At 70.5% G+C, this 23,375-nt stretch carries 16 protein-coding genes and 1 pseudogene; 6 read left to right on the forward strand and 11 right to left on the reverse strand.

Going from position 1 to position 23,375, the window contains the following annotated elements; genetic code table 11:
* On the forward strand, nucleotides 1–1,031 hold a 1,031-nt coding region (locus tag E1166_RS02480; RefSeq protein WP_132335404.1), incomplete at its 5' end, for an aminotransferase class I/II-fold pyridoxal phosphate-dependent enzyme.
* On the opposite strand, the gene E1166_RS02485 is transcribed toward E1166_RS02480, so the two are convergent.
* The gene (locus tag E1166_RS02485) at nucleotides 1,023–3,872 is read right to left on the reverse strand and encodes a LuxR C-terminal-related transcriptional regulator (RefSeq protein WP_132335406.1); all 2,850 of its coding nucleotides are present in this window, start codon (nucleotides 3,870–3,872) and stop codon (nucleotides 1,023–1,025) included. The genes E1166_RS02480 and E1166_RS02485 overlap by 9 nt on opposite strands.
* Before the next feature lie 600 nt (nucleotides 3,873–4,472).
* On the opposite strand from E1166_RS02485, the gene E1166_RS02490 reads away from it, so the two are divergent.
* Nucleotides 4,473–7,688, forward strand: a complete 3,216-nt coding sequence (locus E1166_RS02490) for a SpoIIE family protein phosphatase (protein ID WP_165944221.1) — start codon at nucleotides 4,473–4,475, stop codon at nucleotides 7,686–7,688.
* 13 nt (nucleotides 7,689–7,701) lie between these two features.
* Here the strand turns inward: E1166_RS02490 and E1166_RS02495 are convergent, their stop codons facing one another.
* Nucleotides 7,702–8,139 carry a VOC family protein gene (locus tag E1166_RS02495; protein WP_132260673.1) on the reverse strand — a complete coding sequence of 146 codons (438 nt, stop codon included), beginning with the start codon at nucleotides 8,137–8,139 and terminating at the stop codon, nucleotides 7,702–7,704.
* A gap of 158 nt (nucleotides 8,140–8,297) precedes the next feature.
* Here E1166_RS02495 and E1166_RS02500 point away from each other — a divergent pair, with 158 nt between their 5' ends.
* A complete protein-coding gene (locus E1166_RS02500; RefSeq protein WP_132335410.1) occupies nucleotides 8,298–9,299 on the forward strand; it encodes a YafY family protein in 1,002 nt (333 codons plus the stop codon).
* 48 nt (nucleotides 9,300–9,347) lie between these two features.
* Nucleotides 9,348–9,746, forward strand: coding sequence for a hypothetical protein (locus tag E1166_RS02505; RefSeq protein ID WP_132335412.1), 399 nt, complete (start codon nucleotides 9,348–9,350; stop codon nucleotides 9,744–9,746).
* 48 nt (nucleotides 9,747–9,794) lie between these two features.
* Here the strand turns inward: E1166_RS02505 and E1166_RS02510 are convergent, their stop codons facing one another.
* The 3 genes and pseudogenes from E1166_RS02510 to E1166_RS02520 all read right to left on the reverse strand — a co-directional run bounded on the left by E1166_RS02510 (nucleotide 9,795) and on the right by E1166_RS02520 (nucleotide 11,966).
* Nucleotides 9,795–10,592 (reverse strand): alpha/beta fold hydrolase, encoded by a 798-nt coding sequence (locus E1166_RS02510; protein WP_132335414.1) that lies wholly within the window; start codon nucleotides 10,590–10,592, stop codon nucleotides 9,795–9,797.
* A 421-nt stretch (nucleotides 10,593–11,013) separates the two neighbouring features.
* Complete coding sequence (locus E1166_RS02515) at nucleotides 11,014–11,208, reverse strand: DUF397 domain-containing protein (protein ID WP_132335416.1); 195 nt, start codon at nucleotides 11,206–11,208, stop codon at nucleotides 11,014–11,016.
* A pseudogene (locus E1166_RS02520) lies at nucleotides 11,199–11,966 on the reverse strand (helix-turn-helix transcriptional regulator). The gene E1166_RS02515 and the pseudogene E1166_RS02520 overlap by 10 nt, the downstream one beginning before the upstream one ends.
* Before the next feature lie 203 nt (nucleotides 11,967–12,169).
* On the opposite strand from E1166_RS02520, the gene E1166_RS02525 reads away from it, so the two are divergent.
* Nucleotides 12,170–12,415, forward strand: a complete 246-nt coding sequence (locus E1166_RS02525) for a flavin reductase (RefSeq protein ID WP_132335418.1) — start codon at nucleotides 12,170–12,172, stop codon at nucleotides 12,413–12,415.
* 54 nt (nucleotides 12,416–12,469) lie between these two features.
* On the opposite strand, the gene E1166_RS02530 is transcribed toward E1166_RS02525, so the two are convergent.
* From E1166_RS02530 to E1166_RS02545, 4 genes are read right to left on the reverse strand one after another with little or no spacing between them, the layout of a single operon-like run.
* Nucleotides 12,470–14,698, reverse strand: a complete 2,229-nt coding sequence (locus E1166_RS02530) for a DUF262 domain-containing protein (protein ID WP_132335420.1) — start codon at nucleotides 14,696–14,698, stop codon at nucleotides 12,470–12,472.
* Nucleotides 14,698–16,218 (reverse strand): class I SAM-dependent DNA methyltransferase, encoded by a 1,521-nt coding sequence (locus E1166_RS02535; RefSeq protein ID WP_132335422.1) that lies wholly within the window; start codon nucleotides 16,216–16,218, stop codon nucleotides 14,698–14,700. The genes E1166_RS02530 and E1166_RS02535 overlap by 1 nt, the downstream gene beginning before the upstream one ends.
* Nucleotides 16,215–17,612 carry a restriction endonuclease subunit S gene (locus tag E1166_RS02540; protein ID WP_207913955.1) on the reverse strand — a complete coding sequence of 466 codons (1,398 nt, stop codon included), beginning with the start codon at nucleotides 17,610–17,612 and terminating at the stop codon, nucleotides 16,215–16,217. Before E1166_RS02540 ends, E1166_RS02535 begins: the two co-directional genes overlap by 4 nt.
* Nucleotides 17,609–21,076 (reverse strand): DEAD/DEAH box helicase family protein, encoded by a 3,468-nt coding sequence (locus tag E1166_RS02545; RefSeq protein WP_207913956.1) that lies wholly within the window; start codon nucleotides 21,074–21,076, stop codon nucleotides 17,609–17,611. Before E1166_RS02545 ends, E1166_RS02540 begins: the two co-directional genes overlap by 4 nt.
* A 168-nt stretch (nucleotides 21,077–21,244) precedes the next feature.
* Here E1166_RS02545 and E1166_RS02550 point away from each other — a divergent pair, with 168 nt between their 5' ends.
* A complete protein-coding gene (locus E1166_RS02550) occupies nucleotides 21,245–21,685 on the forward strand; it encodes a VOC family protein (RefSeq protein WP_132335426.1) in 441 nt (146 codons plus the stop codon).
* A 57-nt stretch (nucleotides 21,686–21,742) separates the two neighbouring features.
* On the opposite strand, the gene E1166_RS02555 is transcribed toward E1166_RS02550, so the two are convergent.
* Nucleotides 21,743–22,396, reverse strand: coding sequence for a hypothetical protein (locus E1166_RS02555; RefSeq protein ID WP_132335428.1), 654 nt, complete (start codon nucleotides 22,394–22,396; stop codon nucleotides 21,743–21,745).
* Entirely contained in the window at nucleotides 22,397–23,320 is a 924-nt protein-coding gene (locus E1166_RS02560) for a hypothetical protein (RefSeq protein WP_132335430.1), read from the reverse strand. It lies immediately after the preceding gene.
* Nucleotides 23,321–23,375 lie beyond the last annotated feature (55 nt).

The following is a 23,375-nucleotide window of genomic DNA, read 5'->3' on the forward strand; positions in this document are numbered from 1 at the left end:
CGTTCCCCCTGGCCGCCTGGCGCGCCGCCTGGCGCGAAGCCAGCTACCAACCCCCGCTGGAGAAAACCGCAACCCTGGGCCTGCCCGCCCTCCGAGAAGCCATCGCCGCACACCTACGCCGCACCAGGGGCATCGCCGTAGACACCGACCAGGTCATCGTGGCCGCCGGCCTACGACAAGCCTGCTGGCTGCTGTTCGAAGCCATCGGCCAGACACCCACAAACAACCGCCGCATCGCCATCGAACAACCCGCACCCGCCTACCCGGTACTCGCCGCACGACAGGCCGGCTGGACAGTCACCGCCCTACCAGAGAACACGATCCCAGAACCCACCGACACCGCCGACGTCGCGGTCGTATTCGCGGAGGGAAACCACCCACTCGGCACCGTACTACCACTGCACCGACGTCACGCCCTCGTCGACTGGGCCACCCGCACCGGCGGATACCTCGTCGACATCAGCACCGAACAAGCCACCTCCGGTAACGGCCTGCCGCTACCCGCACTCCTCAGCCTCACCGGCGGCCAGCAGGTAGCCATGGCCGGCACGATCGGCGACAGCCTCGCTCCCCCCGGCCTGGCCTACCTCGTCGTACCACCCGAACTCGGCCCACGCATCACCAACCTGATCAACGAGGACGACACCCGGGTCGCCCGCACCACCCAAACCGCCTACACCCGACTACTACGCGACGGCGTACTCGCACACCGCGCCACCCGAATCAGCCGACTCTTCGCCGAACGACGCGCACAGATACGAGCCGCACTCGACCCACTGCCACCACCCGCCCGCGTCATCATCGGCCCCCGCGGCTCGACCGCGACGCTGCTGCTGCCGCCACACCTGGCCACCACCATGACGGCCCAACTCGCCACACTCGGCGTAGCCGTAACCCCACTGACCACCTATTACCGGATCAATCCCACCAACCCACCCGGCGGCATCGTGCTGGCCTTCGGCCACCTGGCCGACGAAGAACTCCACTGCGGAGTAACAGCCATCCGAGCCATCCTCGCCGGCCTAGGTTGACCGACCACCGTGCGCGGCGAGAGCCGTCACCAGCCCCACCCGACCGTTGATGCCCAACTTGCGGTACACGTTGGTGAGGTGCAGTTCCACCGTCTTCGGCGTCACGAACAGCGATTCGGCAACCTGACGATTCGACAGGCCGGTGGCCGCCAACTCGGCTACCCGTCGCTCACTCGCGGTCAACACGGCCGAGACACCAACCCGGGTCTCCGGTCGGCGCCCCACCACGGCCAACATGGCGTCGACCCGGCGCAGCAACGGCGGGCAGTCACACTGCGATCCGACTTCCCGGGCCGTGTCGAGCAGCTCGCGCGCCCAGCCGCGCCGACCGTGCTGGTGCGCCGCCCCGGCCAGCTCGACCAGGGCCTTGGCATACTCCAGCCGGGCCAGCGAGCCGGCCAACACGTCAACCGCCTCGCAGAGCAGGTCCAGCCCGTCGTGCGGGCCGAGCACCACACCGGCGACGCGTAGCGCGCGGCCCCACGGCCGGGGCGCTCCCCACCGCCGAGCCAGTTCCACCTCGGCCATCGCCAGCCGCATCGCCTCCGCCGTACGCCCCATCTGATGCAGCGTGCGGGCCGCCTCGCTGCGCCAGGGCACGAACGCCGGGTTGTCCGCGCCGAAGGCGCGGAAGCGCCGCCCGGCGTCGAGCGCCGCCGCGAGCGCCCGCTCCCCGCCCACCGTCCGACGAAGCAGCCGGGCTCGCGTGTCGAGAAAGAAGTACATCGGCCCTACGGGCGGCGGCTCCTCCGGCAGCCCGGCCCACGCCAGCGCCGCCTGCGCACCAGCCAGGTCACCGCGTTCGGCCAGGATGTCGGCCAGGAACGGAGCCACGAACAGCCGGCCCAGCCGCACGCCGGAACTTTCGACCGCCTCGACGGCTGCCCGCGCCTCCCGTTCGGCGTCGGCCAGGTTGCCCCGCCACAGTTCTTCGAGCGCGGCGAAGGCGTGGACCGGACCATAGGCCCGGACACTGCCCTGTCGGTAGACCTCCCGCCTGGCATGGGCGATGCTGGCGGCTGCCTGGTCGCTCTCGGCGGCCAGCAGGGTGAGCCAGCCACACACCAGCGGACTGTCGCCGGTGCCGTGGCGCACCAACAGTCCGTCGGCAAGCCCGCCGCCGGCCAGGGCGGCGGCTTCCGGGCGCGCCTCGAACGCCGCGCGCAGGGACAGCACGCAGTCCAGCGCGCGCCCGCCGACTGTCGGCAGTGGTCCGCCAGCCACGGGCGGCGCGACCTCGTCCATCAGGTGCAGCTGGTTCGGCTCCAGAACGGTCACGTTGACCAGGTACGCGTCGAGGGCGCTGCCCAGCCCGGCCAACTCGGTGGGCTCACCGGCGTCGACGAGCGCGCGCCGTGCCGTTCGCCAGGCGCGCACCGCACCAGCGGTGTCGCCCTGGAACAGCCGTGCCTCGCCCAACCGCAGCCCGATCTGGGCCCGGGCACCCGGCGACGCCGCCAGATCGAGCGCCTCCTCGCCGTAGCGCGCGGCCGCGACCACGTCGGTCTGCATCGCCACGCCCGCGAGCTGGTCCAGCAGTTCGGCGCGGACGCGTTCGTCGGTGACCTCCGGCAGCGCCCGACGCAGGTACGTGTATGCGACTTCGGGCGATCCGCGGCCCAGCGCCGTCTCAGCGGCGTGCCTGAGTCGCGGGCCGGCCTCCGGTACCAGCCGGGGCGGCACACGCAGGAGGTGGGCGGCGATGAGCTCCGGCTCCGCCCCCACGGCGGCCAGATGCAGCGCCGCCGCCCGGTGCCCCTCGTGTCGCCGGTCGGGGCTGGCATGTTCGTAGGCCACCGTGCGCAACAGTTGGTGCGGGTAGGCCAGCCGGCCGTTGCCCGGTGCGTACACCAGTAGTTGGCTGCGCAGCAGCCGGTCGGCGGCGACCGCCGCCGTCTCCACGGTGACCCCGGCGACTGCGGCCACGGCCGGCAGGTCGGCCTCGTCGCCGAGCACGGCGACGGCATGCGCCACCGCCACCACATCGGACGGTAGTGCGTTCAGGTGGTCGGCGACCCGGGAGGCGGGGTGCGGCGGACGCACGTCACCCACCCGGCCGGCGCTGCCGGCCACCGGTGCGATGTCGTGCTCAAGGCAGCTTCGGGCCAGCTCGGTGAGCAGAAGCGGGCTGCCCCCGGTGCTCTGGTGACAGGCGGCGACGAAGTCGTCATCAGGGCGGGTGCCGAAGATGGCACTTAGAACGGCCGCCGCGCCGGCCGGGCTCAGCGGCCCTGGCCGCACGAATGTGGTCACCGGCGACTGCAGAATCTCGGCAAGCGGGTCGGACACGGGCGCACCGGAGGTCAACGCCAGGATCAGGGTGAGCGGCAGCCCGTCCAGCCGGGGTCGCAGGTAGGCGAGCAGACGCAGCGTCGGCTGGTCGGCGTGCTGGACGTCATCGATGATGATCGCCAGCGGTGCCTCCGCACACACGCCGACCACGAGCCAGTAGAGGCCGTGCAACACGGCCAGATCTCCGACGGGGCCGGCCGCTCTGGCGCTGAACACGGACGCGGCCTTCGCCGCCGCGCCGGTGAAGAGAGCATCGCGCGCCGGGAGGACCGGATCGCTGGCGAACATCGGCTCGAACAGCCGCCGCACCACGCCATAGGCGAAGTCGTTCTCCAGCGGCCGGCCGCCAGCCAGTGCGGTGCGGTGCTCCAGCTGCCGCAGTCGGTCGTTGACATCGGCGAGCAACCGGGTCTTCCCGATGCCGGCTGGGCCCTCCACAACCATGATCCGGCCGCCGGTGGCCGCGTCGGCAGTGACGGCGGCGGCCACGAGGTCGCGGACGTGATCCTCCCGCTCCTGAAGGGGCGGGAGGTTGGTAGCGGGGCGCATCACATTCCCGGCTCGGCGGCGGGCAGACCCGCGGCTGGCGATCAGCGTCGCACTCACAGGCGGAGTCGATGATAGCGCGCCTGACAACCGTGCGATCAACCGCCGCAGATTGGTCGATGGAAGCAACGTCCGACGACGTGCTGTCGTCGAGCTGCCTGTCGCACACCGGTGGTTGCCCGGCCGCCACTGCCTCTTCGGCCGCCATTGCCCCTTCGGCGGACGGCGGCCCTGCTGAGGTCAGGCTGCGCCAGCTCCCGAGTTCGCCGTCCTGTCGTGCAACGCGGCGGTGACGGCGGACGCGGTCGGTAGTAGTGGGCGCTGGACTCCCCACTCACCCCGCCGAGCATCCCGACAGGGAGCATCCACCCTTCCTACCACCGGCCGGCAACGGAACAGCCCTCGCGCCTGCCCGGACCCGGTCGCCGATCAGGTCCCCGACCACGATGACCGGATTCGCGTCGGCGGTCGCCGGATCGTCGGGGGGCGGACGTTCCGGGTTGGTGTGGACCACGAGCTCATGATCAAAGTTCCGGCACCGCCCGGCGCTGGTACCGTCCGAATGGTGGGGAAGCGCCTGAGCCGGTGAGTGGAGGTGCCGACGTGACGGACTCCCCCTCCGGACCCAGCCGGCCCGACGGCTCCCACTCGCGGGACGCCCGGGCCGCACCGCACCACGCCGCCGACCGGCGGTTCCGCACCCTGGTGGAGGCGTCCACCGCGGTGATCTGGACCGCCGACGCGGTCGGGCTGATCATCGAACCGCAGCCCTCCTGGGAGGCCTACACCGGCCAGTGCTGGACGCAGTACCGGGGCAGCGGCTGGGGGTCGGCGCTGCACCCCGACGACCGGCCCCGCATTGAGGTCGCCTGGCGGGAGGCACTGGCCAGCCAGGCGCCGTTGTTCGAGGCGGAGGGCCGGCTCTGGCACGCCCCGGACGGGGCGTACCGGCACTTCGCGGTCCGCGCGGCCAGCCTCCGTGACGCCGACGGCGCGATCACCGAGTGGATCGGCACCATCTACGACATCGAGGACCGGGTGGTGGCCGAGGCCGCGGCCCGGCGGACCATGGCGATCAGCGTGTCCCTGCTGGACACCGCGCCGGTCGGCTTCGGGATGGTCGACACCGACCTGCGTTACGTGCAGGTCAACCCGGCGCTGGCCCGGATGCACCGGGTGCCGGTGGCCGGGCACCTCGGGCGCCGACCCCGCGATGTGATCCCGACGTACGGCGCGCGGATCGAGGAGCTGATGCGCCAGGCGCTGGCGCGGGGGCCGATCCTGGGCGTCGAGTTCACCACCCCGGCCAGCGGCCCGGACCAGGCCCGGCGGAACCTGGTGGCGAGCTACTTCCCGATCCGCATCGCCGACACCGACGAGCTGGTGGGGCTGGGCTTCGCCATCGTCGACGTCACCGAACGCACCCGGCTGCTGGAGGCGCTGAACGAGGAACGGACCCGCTACGAGCGGCTGGCCGCCACCGACGTGCTCGCCGTCTACGGCGGCGAGGAGGACCGGGTCACCGAGGCCAACGAGGCGTTTCTGACCATGCTCGGCCACACCGCCGCCGACGTCGCCGCCGGTCGGCTGAACTGGCGCACGCTCACCCCTCCCGGCTGGGAGGAAGCTGACGCCCGCGCCCTGGCGGAGCTGCGCGCCACCGGCCGGGCCCGCGCCTACGACAAGGAGTACCGGCACGCCGACGGGCACGCCGTGCCGGTGCAGATCGGTGTGGTCGCGCTGCGCGGGCAACCGCTGCGCTGGCTGGCGTACGCGCTGGACCTGAGCGCCGAGCGGGCCGCCCAGGCGGAGCTGCGGCTGTTCCAGGCCCTGGTGGAGCGCTCCGGCGACTTCATCGCGGTGGCCGCCCCGGACGGACGGGCGGTCTACGTCAACCCGGCCGGGCGGGAGTTCGTCGGCCTGACCGACGGGGTGTGCCTGGACGACCTGCGGCTGCTGGACTTCGCCGCGCCGCAGGTGCGGGAGGTGTGGCGCCGGGAGCTGATCCCGGCCGCGCTGCGGGAGGGGCACCACCGGACGGAGAGCCGGCTGGTCCGGCTGGACACCGGCGAGCAGCTCGACGTGGACCACCAGACGTTCACCGTGACGGCCGGGGACGGCCGGGACACCGCCGCGTTCGTCGCCACGGTCGGCCGGGACATCAGCGACCGGCAGCGTGCGCTGCGGCAGGCCGAGGGGCTGGCCCGGCTCGCCGGGGCGCTCAGCTCCGCGCAGGAGGGTCGCGCGGTGGTCGAGGTGGTCACGTCCCTGGCCCCGGCGGTGGTCGGGGCGCAGCTGGTACGTCTGGCCGTCGCACCGCCCGGCGCGACGACGCTGGAGGTGTCCGACGGGGCGGGGCCGCAGCGGCTGCCGGTGACCGCCGACGTGCCGCTGGCCCGGGCCGTGCGGGACAACGCCGAGGTGCCGCTGCCCGCCGGCGCGGGGACCTGCCTGCCGCTGCGCTACGGCGACGGTGGGGTGCTCGGCGCGCTGGAGGTGCGGTGGGAGCGGCCGGCCGTCGACCCGGCGCAGAACGGTCACGGTCACCGCGAGGACGAGGCGCGGCGCAGCCTGCTGTACGCCGTGGCCGGGCTGTGCAGCCAGGCGTTGCAGCGGGCCGAACTGAGCGGCTCGACGCAGGCGATGGCCGAGTTGGCGGCCCGGCTCAGCGTCACCCGCTCCACCGCCGAGGCGATCGAGGTGATCCTGACCGCCGCGCCTCGTGCGCTGTTCGCGGCGCTGCCGGAGCTGGCGATGCGGGACGAGGGACGCCGGGTGCGGCTGTGGTGCCAGGCGGTGCCGGGCACCACGGCGGTGACCTCCACCGAGCTGGCCGTCGACGATCCCCGACCGACCGTCGCGGCGTTGCGTACCGGCGAGCGGATCGTCCTGCGGGACCGGGCCGAGTTCGCGGCGCGGTTTCCGGGGCAGGCCGACCCGGTCGACGGGCACGGGATCGTCACCACGGTGGCGCTGCCGCTGCTGGACGCGCAGCGCCAGCCGATCGCCGCGCTGGCCTTCGGGTGGCGTCGGGAACACCCGCTGCGCGACGGTGACCTGGCGCTGCTCAACACCATCGCCGACCTGTGCGAGCAGACCCTGGAGCGGGTCCGGCTGGCCGCCGCCGAACACAATCTGGTGACCCGGCTGGCGGGGCGGCTGCGCACCTCGGCCACCCGGATCCCGGCCAGCCTGGAGATCGCCACCCGCTACCAGCCGGCGATGAGTGGCCTGCACCTCGGCGGAGACTGGTACGACCTGATCGCGCTCGACGGCGACCGGCTCGCGGTGGTGGTCGGCGACGTGGTGGGCCACCAGGTGGAGGCCGCCGCCGACATGGCCCAGCTGCGGACCGTGGTGAACACCCTGATCCGCACCGGGGTGCCGCTGGCCGAGGTGTTCCCCCGGTTGACCGAACTGCTCGGGGTGGGGTTCCTCGGCACCTGCCTGGCGATGGTGGTGGACCCGGCGGCCGGCGAGGTGACGGTGGCCCGGGTCGGGCACCCGCATCCGGTGCTGGTGCCCGCCGGAGAGCCGCCCCGGTCGGTGGCCACCGCCTCCGCGCTGCCGCTGGGTCTGGTCCGCGAGCCGGTGCCGGTGACCACGGTGCCGTTCGGCCCGGGCGACCTGATGGTGGCGTACACGGACGGGCTGGTGGAGCGACGCGACCAGCCGTACGACGCGGGGGTGACCGCGCTGCACGAGGTGATCGTGCCGGTACGTGACCAGCCGGTCGGGGCGATCGCCGACGCGATCCTGGGCAAGCTGTCCGCCTCCGACGACGACCAGGCACTGGTGGTGATCCGGCGCGTCGGTTGACCGCGTGAGCGGATCAGTCGAGGCAGAACTCGTTGCCCTCGGGGTCGGCCAGCACGATGTGACCGGTGCCGAGTGGCGGCGCCGGCTCGTGGCGGCGCAGCCGGGTGGCACCGTGGGAGACGAGCCGCTCGGCCTCCGCCTCCAGGGCCGCCATCCGCGCGTCACCCTGCAGTCCGGGTGCCGCCCGCACGTCAAGGTGTACGCGGTTCTTGACCTGCTTGCCTTCCGGCACTCGCTGGAAGAACAGCCGTGGCCCGGAGCCGTCGGGGTCGACCACCGCCGCCGCGTCGTTGCGACGCTCGGGCGGTACGCCCATCGCCTCCAGCGCCTGCTCCCACGACTCGAATCCTCCGGGCGGGTCCGGCAACCGGTAGCCGAGGGCCTCGGCCCAGAACGCCGCCAACCCGGCCGGGTCGGCGCAGTCGAAGGTGACCTGGATCTCGCGGGCCATGTCAGCTCATCCCCCGTCGAATCTGCTGGTTGTTGGGCTGGTTGAGGTCGCACCGGCCGAGCTGCTCGCGCGGTGGGTTCCCTTTCGGGTCGGTCATGGCACCAGTCTCCCGACCATAGCGGACAGGATCGTTCCGTGATCCGTGGAACGATGAACGGGTGACCGTCGAGGGGACCACCGAACGGGTGCTGCGGTTGTTGGGGCTGCTGCAGCGTCGGCCCTCCTGGACGGCCGCCGAACTCGCCGCCGAGTTGGGCGTCACCGACCGCTGCGTGCGTCGCGACGTGGAGCGGCTGCGGGCGCTCGGCTATCCGGTGCACGCCACGGCGGGTGTCGGTGGCGGTTACCAGCTCGGCTCGGGCACCCGGCTGCCGCCGCTGCTCCTCGACGACGAGGAGGCGATCGCGACGGCGGTGTCCCTGCGGCTGGCCTCGGGGGGCACGGTCGCCGGGGCGGGCGAGGCAGCCCTGCGGGCGCTCGCCAAGCTCGACCAGGTGATGCCGCCCCGGCTCCGTGCCGAGGTGCGGGCGGTGCACGGGGCCACCGAGACCCTCGTCGGCCCCGGAGTCGAGATCGACGCGGAACTGCTGGTGACGCTGGCGCGGGCCTGTCGCGACGCGGTGCGGGTGCGGTTCCGGTACGCCGGCCGCGACGGTGGGGAGCAGGAGCGCACGGTCGAGCCGGTGCGCATGGTCACCACCGGCCGCCGCTGGTACCTGATGGCCCGGGACGTGGAGCGCGACGACTGGCGCACCTTCCGGCTGGATCGGATGCGCGCGGTGACGGCGACGACCTGGCGCTTCCGGCCGGGGGACCATCCGGACCCGGTCGCCTACGTGCAGCGGTCGGTGACCGGGGCGCCGTACCGGCATCTGGCCCGGGTGCGGCTGCACGCCCGGCCGGAACAGGTGCGGGAGCTGGTGCCGCCCCAGCTGGGGCGCGTCGAGGACGATCGGGACGGCTGGTGCGTGCTCGTCGTGGGCGGAGACGACCTGGGCTGGCTTGCCCTGCACGTGGCCCGGCTGGGTTTCGAGGCGGAGGTGCTGCATCCTCCGGAGCTGCGGGAGGCCGCCGCCCAGCTCGCCCACCGCCTCACCACCATGGCCCGACCCGCGGGAGCCTCACCCGTTTCGGCAGGTTCATGTGCCTTGGGTAGCTGATGCGCACCGGGACTCCGCTGACCGCAGACAACGACAATGATCTATCACATGAATTCGGTACGCAGCATCACCGCGATTGTGGCGACAACCGCGGTCGCCGTGATCGGCGCCGGCACGCCGGCTTTCGCGTCACGCAACGTCGGCTGGTTCTACACCAGCAACGGCCGGGACGGGGTGTTCTTCGACGCCGACCTGGCCGGGCATCCGGGCTACGAGAAGATCACTGTCTGCGACAACACCACCGACGGCATGGGAACCCGGGCGATCATCCGCAACCAGAACAACCTCGATGACGAGGTCCTGATCTCGGATCCGTCGAACAACGGCCACTGCGAGTCGTTCCAGTGGGACATGTGGCCCGAGGAGACCCCACTCAACATCTGGGTCTTCAACTACAAGGGGACCAGGGCCTACAACCTGGAAATCACCAACAACGGAGTCGCCTGACCAGCGCGGGCAGGGGCGGACGCCCCCGCCCGCAGCGCCGGGACGGGTTCAGAGGGCGTGGCAGTCGGGGGCGACGGGGCGGTCGGTGAGCATCTGACGGACCGCGGTGTAGGTGGTGCCGTCGAGGACCAGACCCAGGTGGTTGACCACCCGCAGCGGGCAGGAGCCCTGGATCAGCAGATTGGTGGCACCGTCGGCGAGCACGGCGTTGTCCACCGGGCGCACCAGCTCGTCCTGCCGGGTGCGAATCGTGTGCCAGCGGATCGCGCCGGGGGTGTCGTCGCCGCCGTTGAGGCTGGCCAGGAAGTCCGAACCGATGGACATCTGTTGGCAGGCCGGCACGCCCGCGCAGCTGCCCAGGCCGACCACCTTCAGGATGTTGGCGACGTACGTGCCGTGCTGTGGGCTGCCGAGGCTGACGTAACGGCCGACGGTGTCGACGCCGCCGAGGAACTTCACGTACCAGCGGGAGACCAGGCCGCCCTCGGAGTGGGCGACGATGTCGACCCGGGCGGCTCCGGTACGGGACCGTACCTGCTCGACGTACCCCTGGAACGCCCGGGCCGATTCCCTGATGTCACCGAAGCCGAGACCGGGAAGCTGGTAGATCGAGACGCGGAAGCCGTCGGCGCGCAGCCGCGCGACGATCGGCTCGTACGCGATGCTGACACCCATCAGGCCACCGACGACGATGACCGGGTTCGCGCCGGCGGCGGAGATCGACGGTCCGCCGAAAGCGGCAGACCGGCCGGTGGTGGATCGTTCCGGGGCGGCGTGGGCGGCGGTGGCGGGGACGAGCAGCGCGGTGACGGCGGCGGTGGCCGCGAGGATCGTTCGGAGCAGCATGGCTGCACCTCCGGTGGGAGGTACCCGGGAGCCGGGAACGGTGGGTGGAATCCGATCGATCGTGGATCGATGATGATCGGCTCCATTCGCATCCGTCAATGACAAGTTACGTGTCGGTAACGTGAAGTCGCTCCAGGAGCACAAACCGTCCTATCGGACGAACGACCAGGAGGTGAAGATGGCCGCCACCGATCTCCAGCTCGGCGCGGAGGAACTGCTGGACACGATCGACGGTCAACTCACGGCGATCTCGGGGCCAGCAGCCCCGGCAACCTGACGAGCCAATATCAGCAGATGCGCAAGGAGATGATCAGCGTCCTCGCGTACGCGGAGAAGATCTGGCCAGCCGCACCCGGTGACCGTGCGCGCGGCCATCCGGCGGCCGAGTCCGGAAACCCTGCCGGCGGCCGGCCTCCTCCCGTCAGGGTCGCCGGTCGCTGATGCGACTGACGAAGGTGCGCCAGGCGTCCGGGGTGAAGGTCAGCGCCGGGCCGGTCGGGTCCTTGGAGTCGCGGACCGCGACCACCCCGGGCAGGTTGTCGGCGACCTCGACACAGTTGCCACCGTTGCCGCTGCTGCGGCTGCTCTTGCGCCAACGCGCGCCGATCAGCTCCATGTCTCCGCCACTTCCCTGAGAAGGTCGACTGACTGCCGGTGGGACAGTGCCTCGCCGCGCACGTTCTCCCACACCGCCATCATGGCCGTGATGTCGTCGGGATCGCTAACGACTTGCCCCTGCAACTGATTGTCCAGATAGCCGGCGACGCGGTGGTCCGGACAGGTCGCGATGACGAACGGCCCGTTCAGCCCGGCGTATGCGCCCACGGTGGACGGAACCACGTGCACCCGGACGTGCGGCTCGGCGCAGGCGGCCACCACGGAGAGCAGCTGTTCGCGCATGGTGCTGGGACCGCCGACCGGCCGCCGCAGCACCGCCTCGTCCACCACGGCGGTGAACTGCGGCGGATCGTCGCGGCGCAGGACGGCCTGCCGGGCCAGGCGAGCCGCCACGTGGCGCTCGACGTCGCCGCGCAGGAGGAGGCCGGCCTCCCACAGCACGGCCCGGGCGTACGCCTCGGTCTGGAGCAGGCCGGGCAACACCAGGGGTTCGAACGAGCGCAGCGACACCGACTCCCGCTCGATCTCCTGTCACGGACGGAACCAGACGGGCTCGCGACGTCTCGATGTGTCCGGCCAGATGTCCGCCACGTCCCTCCGGAGGACGTCGGCTGCCGCCACCCGATGCCGGGCGTGCGGGATCCGCCCCTCGCTGAGCCACCGTCCGACGGTCTTCGGATCCACCCCCACACGCTCCGCGAGAGCCTCAGTGGTGAACCCGGTTTCGTTGAGCGCCACCCGCAACGCCTCGTTCATGAGACCTCCGTCAGACGTCCTGGATTTCTGACGACCATATCGCTACGCGGTGTAGGTGACCGGCGACGGAGAGCAGGGTGTTGCGCAGAGGACGGCGCGGCCGGTGGAGGGACAGCCCGGCGACCGCGCCTGTCACCGGGGCCGCCGCCACCGCCAACGATGCCGGCAGCGGCGGCCCCACTCAGCGAGGAGGCATCCCGACGATGAGCCGCACGCGACCACACCTGCCGATGCGTCCACTGTGGCGGTGCCGGGCCTGCGGGGCCGAGTGGCCGTGCCAGCCGGCCCGGCTGGCGCTGCTGGTGGAGTACCGGGCGGACCGCACCGCCCTGCTGGTCTACCTGAGCACGCTGATGGCCGAGGCGCGCGCGCAACTGTCGCAGCTCAACGGGCACGCCGTGCCGGAAGAACTGACCGAACGCTTCCTCGGCTGGGCGCGGGCCCGCTGACTGCGGCCACAGAGATCGACCGGTGCGGCGACAGGACAGGCGAGCATCGCTACCTCATTCCGGCCCCTCGAGAAGACCGCGACGCAGCGCATCGGCACGGATGTCGAACAACGGCATCAGCTTCCCGTTCCGGCGTACCTTCCACGCGCTCCAGCCGTTGATCGTCGGCTTGCCAGTGACCGTGGAGCCGGCCGGAGAAGGCGATTCGAACGCCTCGCCACCGTCAAGCAAAATGTGGCCCACGCTGTTGATCCGGGCGGTGTACGTGACGCGCTTGTAGGTCAGGAGAAGTTCCTCCCCTACGCCGAGCGTCCCTGCCCTGACCAGTTTGGCGACCGTGACGCCGCCGAAGTGGGCTCGAGTCCGCCGTGCGACCCTCGCCGGAACGCGCTGAAAAGGGATCTCCGGCTCGGACTCCACCGCCTGGTCAGGTACCACCCCGACCCCCGGCGGGAGGACGAAGCCGAGCTTTTCCGGATCCCAGATGATCTCACAGAGTCGCTCGTAAAGCCGCTGCCTCGTCTCGATCGCCGGCAGGTCGAAGCGCGGCATCGGGTGGAAGAGCTGGCCCAGCCGGTGCTTCTTGACCACCCCGTCCGTGAACGGCTTGTTCCGCTGATGTGTCACTTCATGCAGAGAGGCCGCCAGTTGGTTCTGACTGCGATACCATTCGATCTTCTTCTCATAGGGCGCATCCTGGTAGCTGGCATTGTGCGACTTGCGGAGCAGCAACAGCGCGCCGACCCGGTTGCGGTTAACCCGGAAGGACGCTTCGGTCCTCACCTCGGGCTGGTGGCGTTCAAACTTGTTCGCCCAGATGTGCTCAATCTCGTAGGGCTCGTCCTTGTCCAGGTAGCGAGCCATCTCGTTCGGCCGGCCGCTTTCAATCTCCACGAACGCAGTCAACCGGGCCAGCAGGTACCTGACCTGGGCACGGTTATCCGCCCGGAGGCCATAGCCCTTGACCCCGGTGAAGTCGGCATCCAGCTGGGCGATCCGCCTCCCCAGCACCTTGGCGAGGCCGTCGATGTCGCGAGTGGCCCGCAGGTCGAGCAGGGCCGGAAGCCGGTCGCCGTGCAGCGCCCCGAGCTTCGTGATCCGATTGTTCACGGCCATCCGGATGAAGACCAGATCGAGGTAGGCAGCCACCAGGAACGACTTGTCTCGGAACTGGGCGTCGGAGTCGTCCGGATCGATCACGGCCATCAGGAACGGCATTTGGTCGAGCTCGTTCCTGGCGTTGTAGAAGATCGGCTCCAGCCCCGGCTCGAGAACGGTTGAGGCTGCGTTCAGGGTTGCGTAGCGCTCGGCCAGACGCACCAGATCATGCTCGATGAAGCGGGCGAAATCAGGTGCGTTGACGAGGCTCATCCGCCGGGCATGGTTCTCCTGAACCCAACCGTGGAACGAAACAGCGACGTCCGCCGCCTCGTCCTCGCTCTCGGCGTACCGGCCAATCAGCAGCGCTTGGAGGAACCTTGCCGCCGCTTGGGGCGCACGGCTGTCGATCCGCGTCAGGACCCGACCCCATGCCTGACCGAGGCGGGGCAGGTTGTCCCGATTACTTGCCTTACGCAATAGGAAACTCTTGAGAAGATCGGCTGGGCCTAACTGCACCCCCCGGTCGTTCATCGTCTCGAAAATTTCCCAGCCTTGGCGGCGGTCGTTGGCGTTGATGCCGACCAGGCACACGCGGTTGAGCAGCCAGTGAATGAACAGGGGGAGAGCTTCATCGCGCACGGACTCGGGCAGGAGATCGTGGAGTTCCTGGCTTCGCTCGTACAGGTTCTGCACCGAAGGCCCGGCGTCGGCTGGCAGCGTGAAGGGTTTGTCCTCGTAAATCGCCTCCAACACGGGAGTCCGATCCTGCGACCGGATCGCATAGGCTCGCTCCCCGTACGACGTACCGGCGATTAGCGGTTCCAAAGCGGCGATGTCGTTCTGGTACTCCAGTCGATCGGCCTCGATCGCCAGGCGACGCAGCTGAAGCAACAGGAGGTGGAGTGTGGTAATCCGTTGCTGCCCGTCAACGAGCGCCGCCAGCTCATCGTCGCGGTAGTAGACGATTGGCCCAAGGAAGTAGGGCCGGTAGTGCCGCACCTCCCGCCGATCATGGCCCGGCGTCCAGTCCTCGATGAAGTGTCCGGTTAGGTCGTCGACGAGCATCTTGACGTCCTCGCGACCCCAGCTGTACTCCCGCTGGTAGGGGTCGAGCCGGAACTGGAACTGGCTGAACAACTGCTGGATCGTGAAACCGTCACCGCGGATCGGCGCCTCGGGCATCAGATCACCTCCCCACGTGACCTTGGTCGAGGTTCGAAACCTCGGGCATTTAGGGCTTCGGCGATGGCGGCGAACTCGGCCAGCGCCGCCTGAAGGTCCTCCACGATCTCCTGGGCGATCACCTCGGGCGGCAGCAACGCGTCGGCGTCTTCCAGGGAGGCGTCCTTGAGCCAGGTGATGTCCAGGTTTACCTTGTCCCGGGAGATCAGCTCGTCGTAGGAGAAGGCGCGGAACCGCTCGGTCTCCACCCGCTCGGACCGGTCCTTGCCGGGCAGGTAGCAGTCGACGAAGTCCTGGAGGTGCCCGCGGCGCAACGGGTTCTGCTTGAGCGTGAAGTGTTGGTTGGTGCGGAAGTCATACACCCAGAGCTGTTGGGTCCACGGCTGCTCGCGGGCGCGCTTGCGTTCGAAGAAGAGCACGTTGGCCTTGACCCCACCGGCGTAGAAGATGCCGGTGGGCAGGCGCAGCATGGTGTGCAGGTCGTACTGCTTGAGCAGCCGGCGGCGGATGGTCTCCCCCGCACCGCCCTCGAAGAGCACGTTGTCCGGCAGGACGACCGCAGCCCGGCCGTCGATCTCCAGCAGCGAGGCGATGTGCTGCACGAAGTTGAGCTGCTTGTTGGCGGTGGTGGCCCAGAAGTCAGGCCGGTCGACCTCACCGTCACCCCGGCTGGCGGCCCGACCGCCCTCCCCCACCATGCGGATCGACGAGCTGCGCCCGAACGGCGGGTTGGCGAGCACCAGGCTGACCCGCCGGTCGGGCACCCGGCCCAGCGCGTCCCGCACGTCGATCAGCGACGGCCCGTTCGGGGTGCCGATGCCGTGCAGCAGCATGTTCATCGCGGCCAGCCGCGCGGTACCGTCGACCAGCTCGGTGCCGAAGATCGCGCCGTTGGCGAGCCGTCGCCGCTGGTCCGGGGTGAGCGAGCTGCCGTGATGGCGCTGGATGTGCTCGAACGCCGCCAGCAGGAAGCCACCCGTGCCGCACGCCGGGTCGGTGATCGTGTCGTCAGGGGTGGGCAGCATGCAGTCAACCATCGCGGTGGTCAACGCACGCGGGGTGAAGTACTGCCCGGCACCCGACTTCGCGTCCTCCGCACCCTTGGCGAGCAACTCCTCGTAGGCGTCGCCCTTGACGTCGACCCCGGTGCCCGACCACTGCTCCTTATCGATCAGGTCGACGATAAGCCGTTTGAGCTTCGCCGGGTCCTGGATCTTGTTCTGCGCCTTGCGGAAGATAGTGCCGAGGGTGCCCTCTGCCCGGCCCAGCCCGGTGAGGATGTGCCGGTACTGCACCTCCAGCGCGTCGCCCTCGGCGTCGAGCAGGGTCTGCCAGCTCAGCTCGTCGGGCACGATCTGCTCCGGCTTGAGCTTCCGGTTGGCCCGCTCGTCGGCCATCTTGAGGAACAGCAGGTAGGTCAACTGCTCGACGTAATCGATGGTCGAGACGCCGTCGTCGCGCAGCACGTCGCAGTAGTTCCAGAGCTTCTGCACCAGACGGCGCGAATCCACAGTGCTCACAGTGGCAAGGTCTCCTGCTGGTAGTCGTCGCCGGTCACCCTGGTCGGCGGAGCCGGCAGCTCCTTGGGGGTACGCCGAGAGCGGGTGCGCTGCTTCGGGATGGTGGCTGCCCGCTCGGCCCTGATCCGGGCGAGCAGTTCGGAGGCGGGCTCGTCGTTCGGGTCCTGCGGCACGAGTCGCCCGGCGAATGCCTCCGCGAGCAACGAGGCTCGTAGCGCCGCCGCCTGTCGCCTGCCTCGCTCAATTGCGCCTATCAACCTCTCCACGCCCGATAGCCGCTCGGAGGTACGCGCCACTATCTCTCGCTGTTCGACAAGCGGGGGGATCGGAAACTCGACCGACTTGAATCTGGACGACGAGAGGTGAGCGATGTTGGTAGTGATGCGAACCTCGGAAGAAAAGCGTCCGGCATGCATATGGCGCCGAAAAACCAAGAGCGCCCACTCTGGATCGACTTCAGGACTGGCCCGGAAACGCAGCAGACTATTGGTGAAGGCAACGTCTGCGGGAACGCCGCGATAAAGTGCCGGGCGACCGAGCAGTTCCGGGCTTTGGCCCTCATTAAGGAGGATGTCACCTGGCAAGAGCTTGAACTTCTCGAAGACGGCCGGCGGGAAGTCCATCTCCATCACGTCAGCCGTGTCGATGCGGTCCTCGAACACGTTTGCCACCCGCAGATAGGGGCGCATGTGCGAACCGGTGTGCCAGTCCGGGTGCCGTTGGCGGCCAAGGTCGACCCGTCCAGCATCAGCGACCGTCAGGGTTCGCCAGCCAGCATCGTCACGCAGCGGAACAGCCTCGATTAACAGCCGCTTCTTCAGCCCACGCAATCGCATCAACTGCCTGAGAAGCAGGTCTACCCCTGCATCAAGTCGAGAGAGGTGGCCGTCGATGGCGGCCACGATGCGGCGCTGCTCGGCGAGCGGCGGCAGCAACACGAGCCACGACGCAAGCCGGGCAGCGCCGATATGGTGAATGCCCACTCCCCGCGAGTGTTCTATGAAAGCACCTCGAAGCGCTTCATAGCGAAGAAGGTGCAACAAAAAGCGAGGTTCAGGACCGTGACTGCGAACACGGAGTAGCGTGTTCTGGATGCAGCAGTCTTCGATCTCACCGTTCCAGATAGCTGGCTTACCAACCTCACCGGCACTTCCAGAAGCCTCGCTGAGGACGATGTCCCCGGGGCGAAGCCGGTAGATGTCCGCTTCGTCATCCGTGAAGTTCATCAGCTTGACGTCGTCAAGCTTGAGACCGTTCCAGTCCACGTTCGCCGCCCTGAGATACGGGCGCATCTGGCTGCCGGTGTGGTTCTTCGGCGAACGCTGACGACCGAGACGAACTTCAGCGACTTCCTCGAGTCTCACCCGCGTCCAGCCCTGCGGCAGATCGGTCACGCGGTCAGCTCCTCGTTCAGCTCGTCCAGCAAGGGCTCGGCGCGGTCCCCGAATTCGCCCGCGTACCCGTCGATGCCGCCCCGTTCGGTGAAGGGCGCTCCTTCCAGGTCGTCCGGCATGATTTCCACGCTGACCGCTATCACGTCCTTGATCCTTTCCAGCCACCACACCTGGTCGGCGGTGAACGTGGCTCCCGCCTGCTGCTGCCGCAGCAGCCAGCCACGGAAGCGCTCCTCAATGGACGCCCGGTACGGGCGTAACTCCTGGTCGATGCCGAGCTCGTACCGGATCAGGGCGACCAGGTCGGTCACCCCGCGCGGCCCGGCCTGCTCCGAGGTCCGGCCGAGCAGGACGTACGCCTTCCACAGCGACTCCGGCGTCCACGCCTGCGGGGGCCGGGCGATCCGGGCGGCCAGCTCCTTGAGCTGGTCGTAGCTGATCCGGCCCTTGCCCTCGTAGAAGACCTGCAACGCGGTGATCTCGTCGCGGTGTTGTTCCAGGTAGTCGTGCCAGCTCCGCACCGTCACCTGGGCGCGCTCGGCGGCCGGCACCCCGGCCGCCGACACGAGCCGGTCGACGTTGACCTCGTCGATGGTGATGTCGTGCGCGCGGCGGATCTCCAGGATGCGTTCGCGTAGCTGCGGGTTCGCCGCGAGCGGGCGCAGCGCGCCGGCCAGCAGGTCGCGTACGGCCTCCGGCCCCGCCAGGGTCGCCGGGTTGAGCTGTTCGGGGGCGACGGCGTCGACCAGGCCGCGCACGATGCCGGTGAGCGGCTGCCCGCCCAGCTCGGCCAGCTCGGCACGCTCGTCGTCGGTGAGCTGCCGGTCGAGCCGGGACAGCCGGGACGCGAGGGTGGCCACCTCGTCGGGGTTGGCGGTCAGGGTGCCGGCCTTGCGGAGCAGGTCACGCAGCGAGATCTGCTGCTCGGTGTGCCGTTGCAGCGGCACCGCCTCGTCGAGGTCGGCCTCGGTGACCCCGACCGCGTCGACGATGACGAACCGGTCCTTGACCTCGGCGTCCGGGGTGACGGACTGGAAGTCGGCCGGGTCGATGGTGCGCGCCCCACGCCCCTTCATCTGCTCGAAGTAGGTGGCGCTGCGCACCGGCCGGAGGAAGAACACGCACTCCAGGGGCCGTACGTCGGTGCCGGTGGCGATCATGTCGACGGTGACCGCGATGCGCATCTCCGGGCTGTTGCGGAACGCCTGGATGAGGGTGTCGGGGTTGTCGCCGTCCCGGCGGGAGGAGTAGGTGATCTTCTTGACGAAGTCGTTGCCGCGCCCGAAGACCAGCCGGACCATGGCCACGATCTCCTCGGCGTGGTTGTCGTCGCAGGCGAAGATCAGCGTCTTCGGCACCGTGGAACGGCCGGGGAAGATCTCGTCGAACAGCCGATCCCGGAAGGTCTCCAGCACCAGCTTGAGCTGGCCCTTCGAGATGACGGACCGGCCGACCTGCCGGCCGGCGTAGGTGAAGTCGTCCTCCAGCTCCTGGTAGCGCTCGGCGCGGGTGCGGCGGTCGCGCAGCGGCACGACGGTGCCGGCCTCGATCTTCTGCCCCGACTCGGTGATCTCCGTCTTGATCCGGTACACGTCGAAGTTGACGTTGACCCCGTCGGCGACCGCCTGCTCGTAGGTGTACTCGGAGACCAGATTCTGCTGGAAGAAGCCGAGGGTCTGCTTGACCGGCGTCGCGGTCAGCCCGACCACGAAGGCGTCGAAGTACTCGATGACCGCCCGCCACTTGCCGTAGATCGAGCGGTGGCACTCGTCGACCACGATCAGGTCGAACGTCTCCGGCGGAAGCTGCGGGTTGTAGCCGACCTCGGCCGGCTCGTCGAGGTCGTAGCTGTCGTAGGCCCGGTCGTCGAGGTCCACGTCGGGCAGTTCGGTGCCCCGCAGCGCCCCGTACAGGCGCTGGATCGTGGAGATCACCACGTTCGACGAGTCGAGCATGCCGGTACCAGAGAGCCGGTCGACGGTGTACAGCTCGGTGAACTTCCGGCCGTCGTCGGGGGTCTGGTAGCCGGCGTACTCGCGCAGGGTCTGCTTGCCGAGGTTGTTCCGGTCGACCAGGAAGAGGATGCGGCGGGCGCGGGCGTGCTTGAGCAGCCGGTAGCTGGCGGTGACCGCGGTGAAGGTCTTCCCGGCACCGGTCGCCATCTGGATCAGCGCGCGGGGCCGGTCCACGGCGAGCGACCGTTCCAGCCCCTCGACCGCGTCGACCTGCGCCGGACGCAGGCCGAGCCGGTCCAGCGCCGGCATCCGGCGCAGCCGGGCCCGCAGGGTGGGCGCGTCCGGCTCGTCGTCCGCCTCCCGCATCCACCGCGCGAGCGTCTCCGGCCGGTGGAAGGAGAAGACCTCACGGGTACGCGGGAACGGGTCGAGCCGGTTGACGAAGGCGGTCTCGGTGCCGGTGGCGACGTACCCGAAGGGCAGGGCGGCGTCCCGCCGCCAGGCGCTGAACCGCTGCTCGGCGGTGAGCCCGTTGAGGTAGCGGTCGAGCTGCGCCTCGACCCCGCGCGGGGCGGTGCCCTCCCGCTTGGCCTCGATCACGCCGACCAGGCGCTGGTTGACGTAGAGCAGGTAGTCGGCCCGACCGGTCGCCAGCGTCACCTCCCGCACCGCGACGCCCGGGCCGGCGTACAGGTTGAGCTGGTTGGTGTCCTGGACCTGCCAGCCGGCGGCAATGAGCTGCCGGTCGATCTCGGCCCGGGTCTGCACCTCGTTCAGAGGCTCCTGGGAGGCGCGGCGGGCGCGGCTGATGAACTCCTCCCGCTTGGCGGCGGAGACCTTCGCCGGCTTCGCGCTGTCGAACGCCTGCTGCGCCGCCTCCACGGCCGGCTCCAGGCTCGCGAGCAGCGCGGCGGCCTGTGGACGACGGGCGTCGGCCTCCCGCACGGCCTGCTCGGCGGCGGCCGTCGCCTGGGCCTTGGCCAGGGCCAGCGACGGCTGCCCGTCCAACAACAGCTTCGTCTCGGCAAGCTCCTGCTTGTACCGCTCGATCTCGGCCCGCAGCCCCTCGGCGATCGACGCGGGGACCTGGGCTGGCGGCGGGGTGGGCGGCACGAAGCCAATGGGCGAACGGTCGTCGGTCAACGCACGGTGATACCAGACTCCCAGCTCGAAGCAGGTACGCAGCAGCTCCAGCGCCTCGCGGACCTCGCCCAGGTGGTCGTGGACGGCCTTGTTGCCGGTGTCCCGCAGCCGATCGAAGGCGGCGTACACCTTCGCGGTGAGGGCACCCGCGGTGTGTAGGGCCTGCACCTGATGGAAGAAGCTGTTACTGACCGGGGTGACCTGAGTGCGCCGGACCAGGTCACGAGCGAGGACATCGCCGAACGTGCGAGCCTTGAACATCGCTGCCTGAGCATCGACGTAGATCAGCGATTCCGCGCCCGCGCCATACCAGACCAGCAGCGGATGGTCCTTCAGGAACCCGAAGTTGGCGGACTGCTCCGCCAAGCGGCGTATCTGGCGAGGATCCACGGCTCTCCACGTCCATAGTCGACGATGAACACGTCAGGATATGAATGTGAGTCCACCACCGACAGCCCGGCATTTGTCGGGTACCCGACAGGAGCAGCGGACGCCGGTGACCGGCGGTCGTACGGCTGGGGCATGATCGGTTGCATGGCAGCTATGCCCTCCCGCCTGTCGGTCGTGACCATTGGCGCACGTGACCTGCCCACACTGCGCTCGTTCTACCGTGCGCTCGGTTGGTCGGAGTTGTCCGTCAGCGACGAGACCTGGTCGGCGTTCCTGCTCGGCGGCGCGCTGCTCGCGCTCTATCCGCTGCCGGCACTGGCGGCCGAGGCGGCGTCCGGCGTGTCGGAGCCGGCTGGTGGCTGGTCCGGCGTGACGTTGGCCTGCAACGTCGACAACCGCGAGCAGGTCGACACGGCGTTCGCCACCGCGGTCCAGGCGGGTGCGACAGTCGTGACCGAACCGACCGACCGATCCTGGGGTGGGCGCTCCGCCTATATCGCTGACCCGGAGGGCAATCGCTGGGAGATCGCCTGGGCACGCACGGCGCTGTTCGACGAACGAGGTGCGCTCGTTTCCTTCGGCTGACCGTGGTGGCGGACTTCACCGTCAGCAACCGCGCCCGCCGGTAGGCGCGTCGACGGTTCAGCGCAGGACGCGGACCAGCAGCAGGCTGGCGCAGTAGGCGATGGGGACCAGGGCGACACAGACGACGAAGCCGAGCGGGACGAAGCGCGGCGGATCGACGGCGGCCAGGGCGGGACGGCCCCAGCGACCGAGGATGAGCCAGCCGGCGACGAACGTGAGCACCGGTAGACCGGCGCAGACCCACGCGCCGAGGGTGAAGCCGCTGGCCCGCCCCACCCCGGAGGCAACCACCAGCACCAGCATCAGCAGCACCCCGACGGCGGCGCAGGTGACGTAGACGGCGACCGCGCGGGCCGCCGGTGACCAGGTGGGCAGTAGAGCCGGCCGCTGGGCGAGGGCCTCGGCGTACCCGGTGCGCCGGTCCGCCTCGTCGACCAGCGCCCGCGCTGCGTCCAGCACCGCCGCCGCGTCGACATCGGTGCAAGCGGCATCGGCGGGAGCGGGGCCGGCCGGCACGGGTGGGGACACCGCGATCGCCTGGCCGAGCCGGTCGAGGCGCTGCTCCTGCCCGGCGAGCCGCTGCCCGAGCTGTTCGGCGCCCGCGTGCAGCCGGTGACGCCGCTCGATCTCGGCGGCGATCTCCCGCTCCCCGCCGCGTACCCGGGCGGAGAGCTCGCGGACGGCGGCGGCGTACTCCTCGAAGGTGGACACTCAGTGCTCCTCGCCGGGCAGCGTCACCCGCAGCGCGAACGCCGCCTCGGCCCGCACGGCCGGTTCCAGCCGCCCGGCGAGCGCGCGTACCGCCCGCGCCGGCGGGTCAGCGTCCAGCAGCACCGGTACGGCCAGCCCGGCGCCGTCGTCACCGTACGGGTTCCCAGGCGGGTCGCCGACCCAGGCGTACCGCTCGTCGAGCCGGACCGGCGTGGTGGCGCCCAGCGGCGGCGCCTGCCCGGACGCGGCAGCCGGGTAGCCGGCGAGCAGCACGCAGACCGCCGCGGCCGGCCCGGCGTGGGTCAGCGCGGCCAGCCGGGCCAACTCCCGGGGACCGGGGGCGGAGGCGGCCACCACCAGCAGCAGCTCCTGGTCGTCGCGGTCGAAGTGCCGGGCGGCCAGGGCGTGTGCCTCGGCGGCGCCGAGCAGCGCGGCGATCTCCGCCTCGGTGGTGGCGGTCACACCGAGGACACCGGCGTCCCGCAGCGGGCGCAGCGGCAGGAAGGTGGCGCCCAGCGCGGCGGGGTCGATGCCCACCACCCGGACCGTGCCGGGGGCGGTGGTGGCGAGCAGCCGCAGCACCAGCACCCGCAGCAGCACCGCCACCCGGGGATCGCGGGCGTCGGCGTTGACGGCGAGGTGCCGGCCGGCACCCAACGGCACCAGCAGCGGAAAGCGACCATCGGCGGTGGACGCCGCGCCGATCCGGACCGGCGCGACAGTGCCCGCCGGTCGGGCGGCCGGCGACCCGGGTGCGGTCAGTGTCTCGGCGAGCCGGCCGAGCCGGGCGACGAGGTCGACGGTCCGCTCCGGCACGGGCCGGTCGGTCAGGCGGTCGAGCAGGATCCGGGCCTCGGCCAGCCGCTCCCGCGCCTGCCGGTGCGCGGCGACCGCCTGCCCGTACGCCGAAGCGAGCCTGCCCACCCTCTGCTCCCCACGACGTGCCGTCCGGTCGTGGAAACCCTAGTGGAGCCGTTGC

Source organism: Micromonospora sp. KC213 (assembly GCF_004348325.1).
Lineage (GTDB): Bacteria > Actinomycetota > Actinomycetes > Mycobacteriales > Micromonosporaceae > Micromonospora.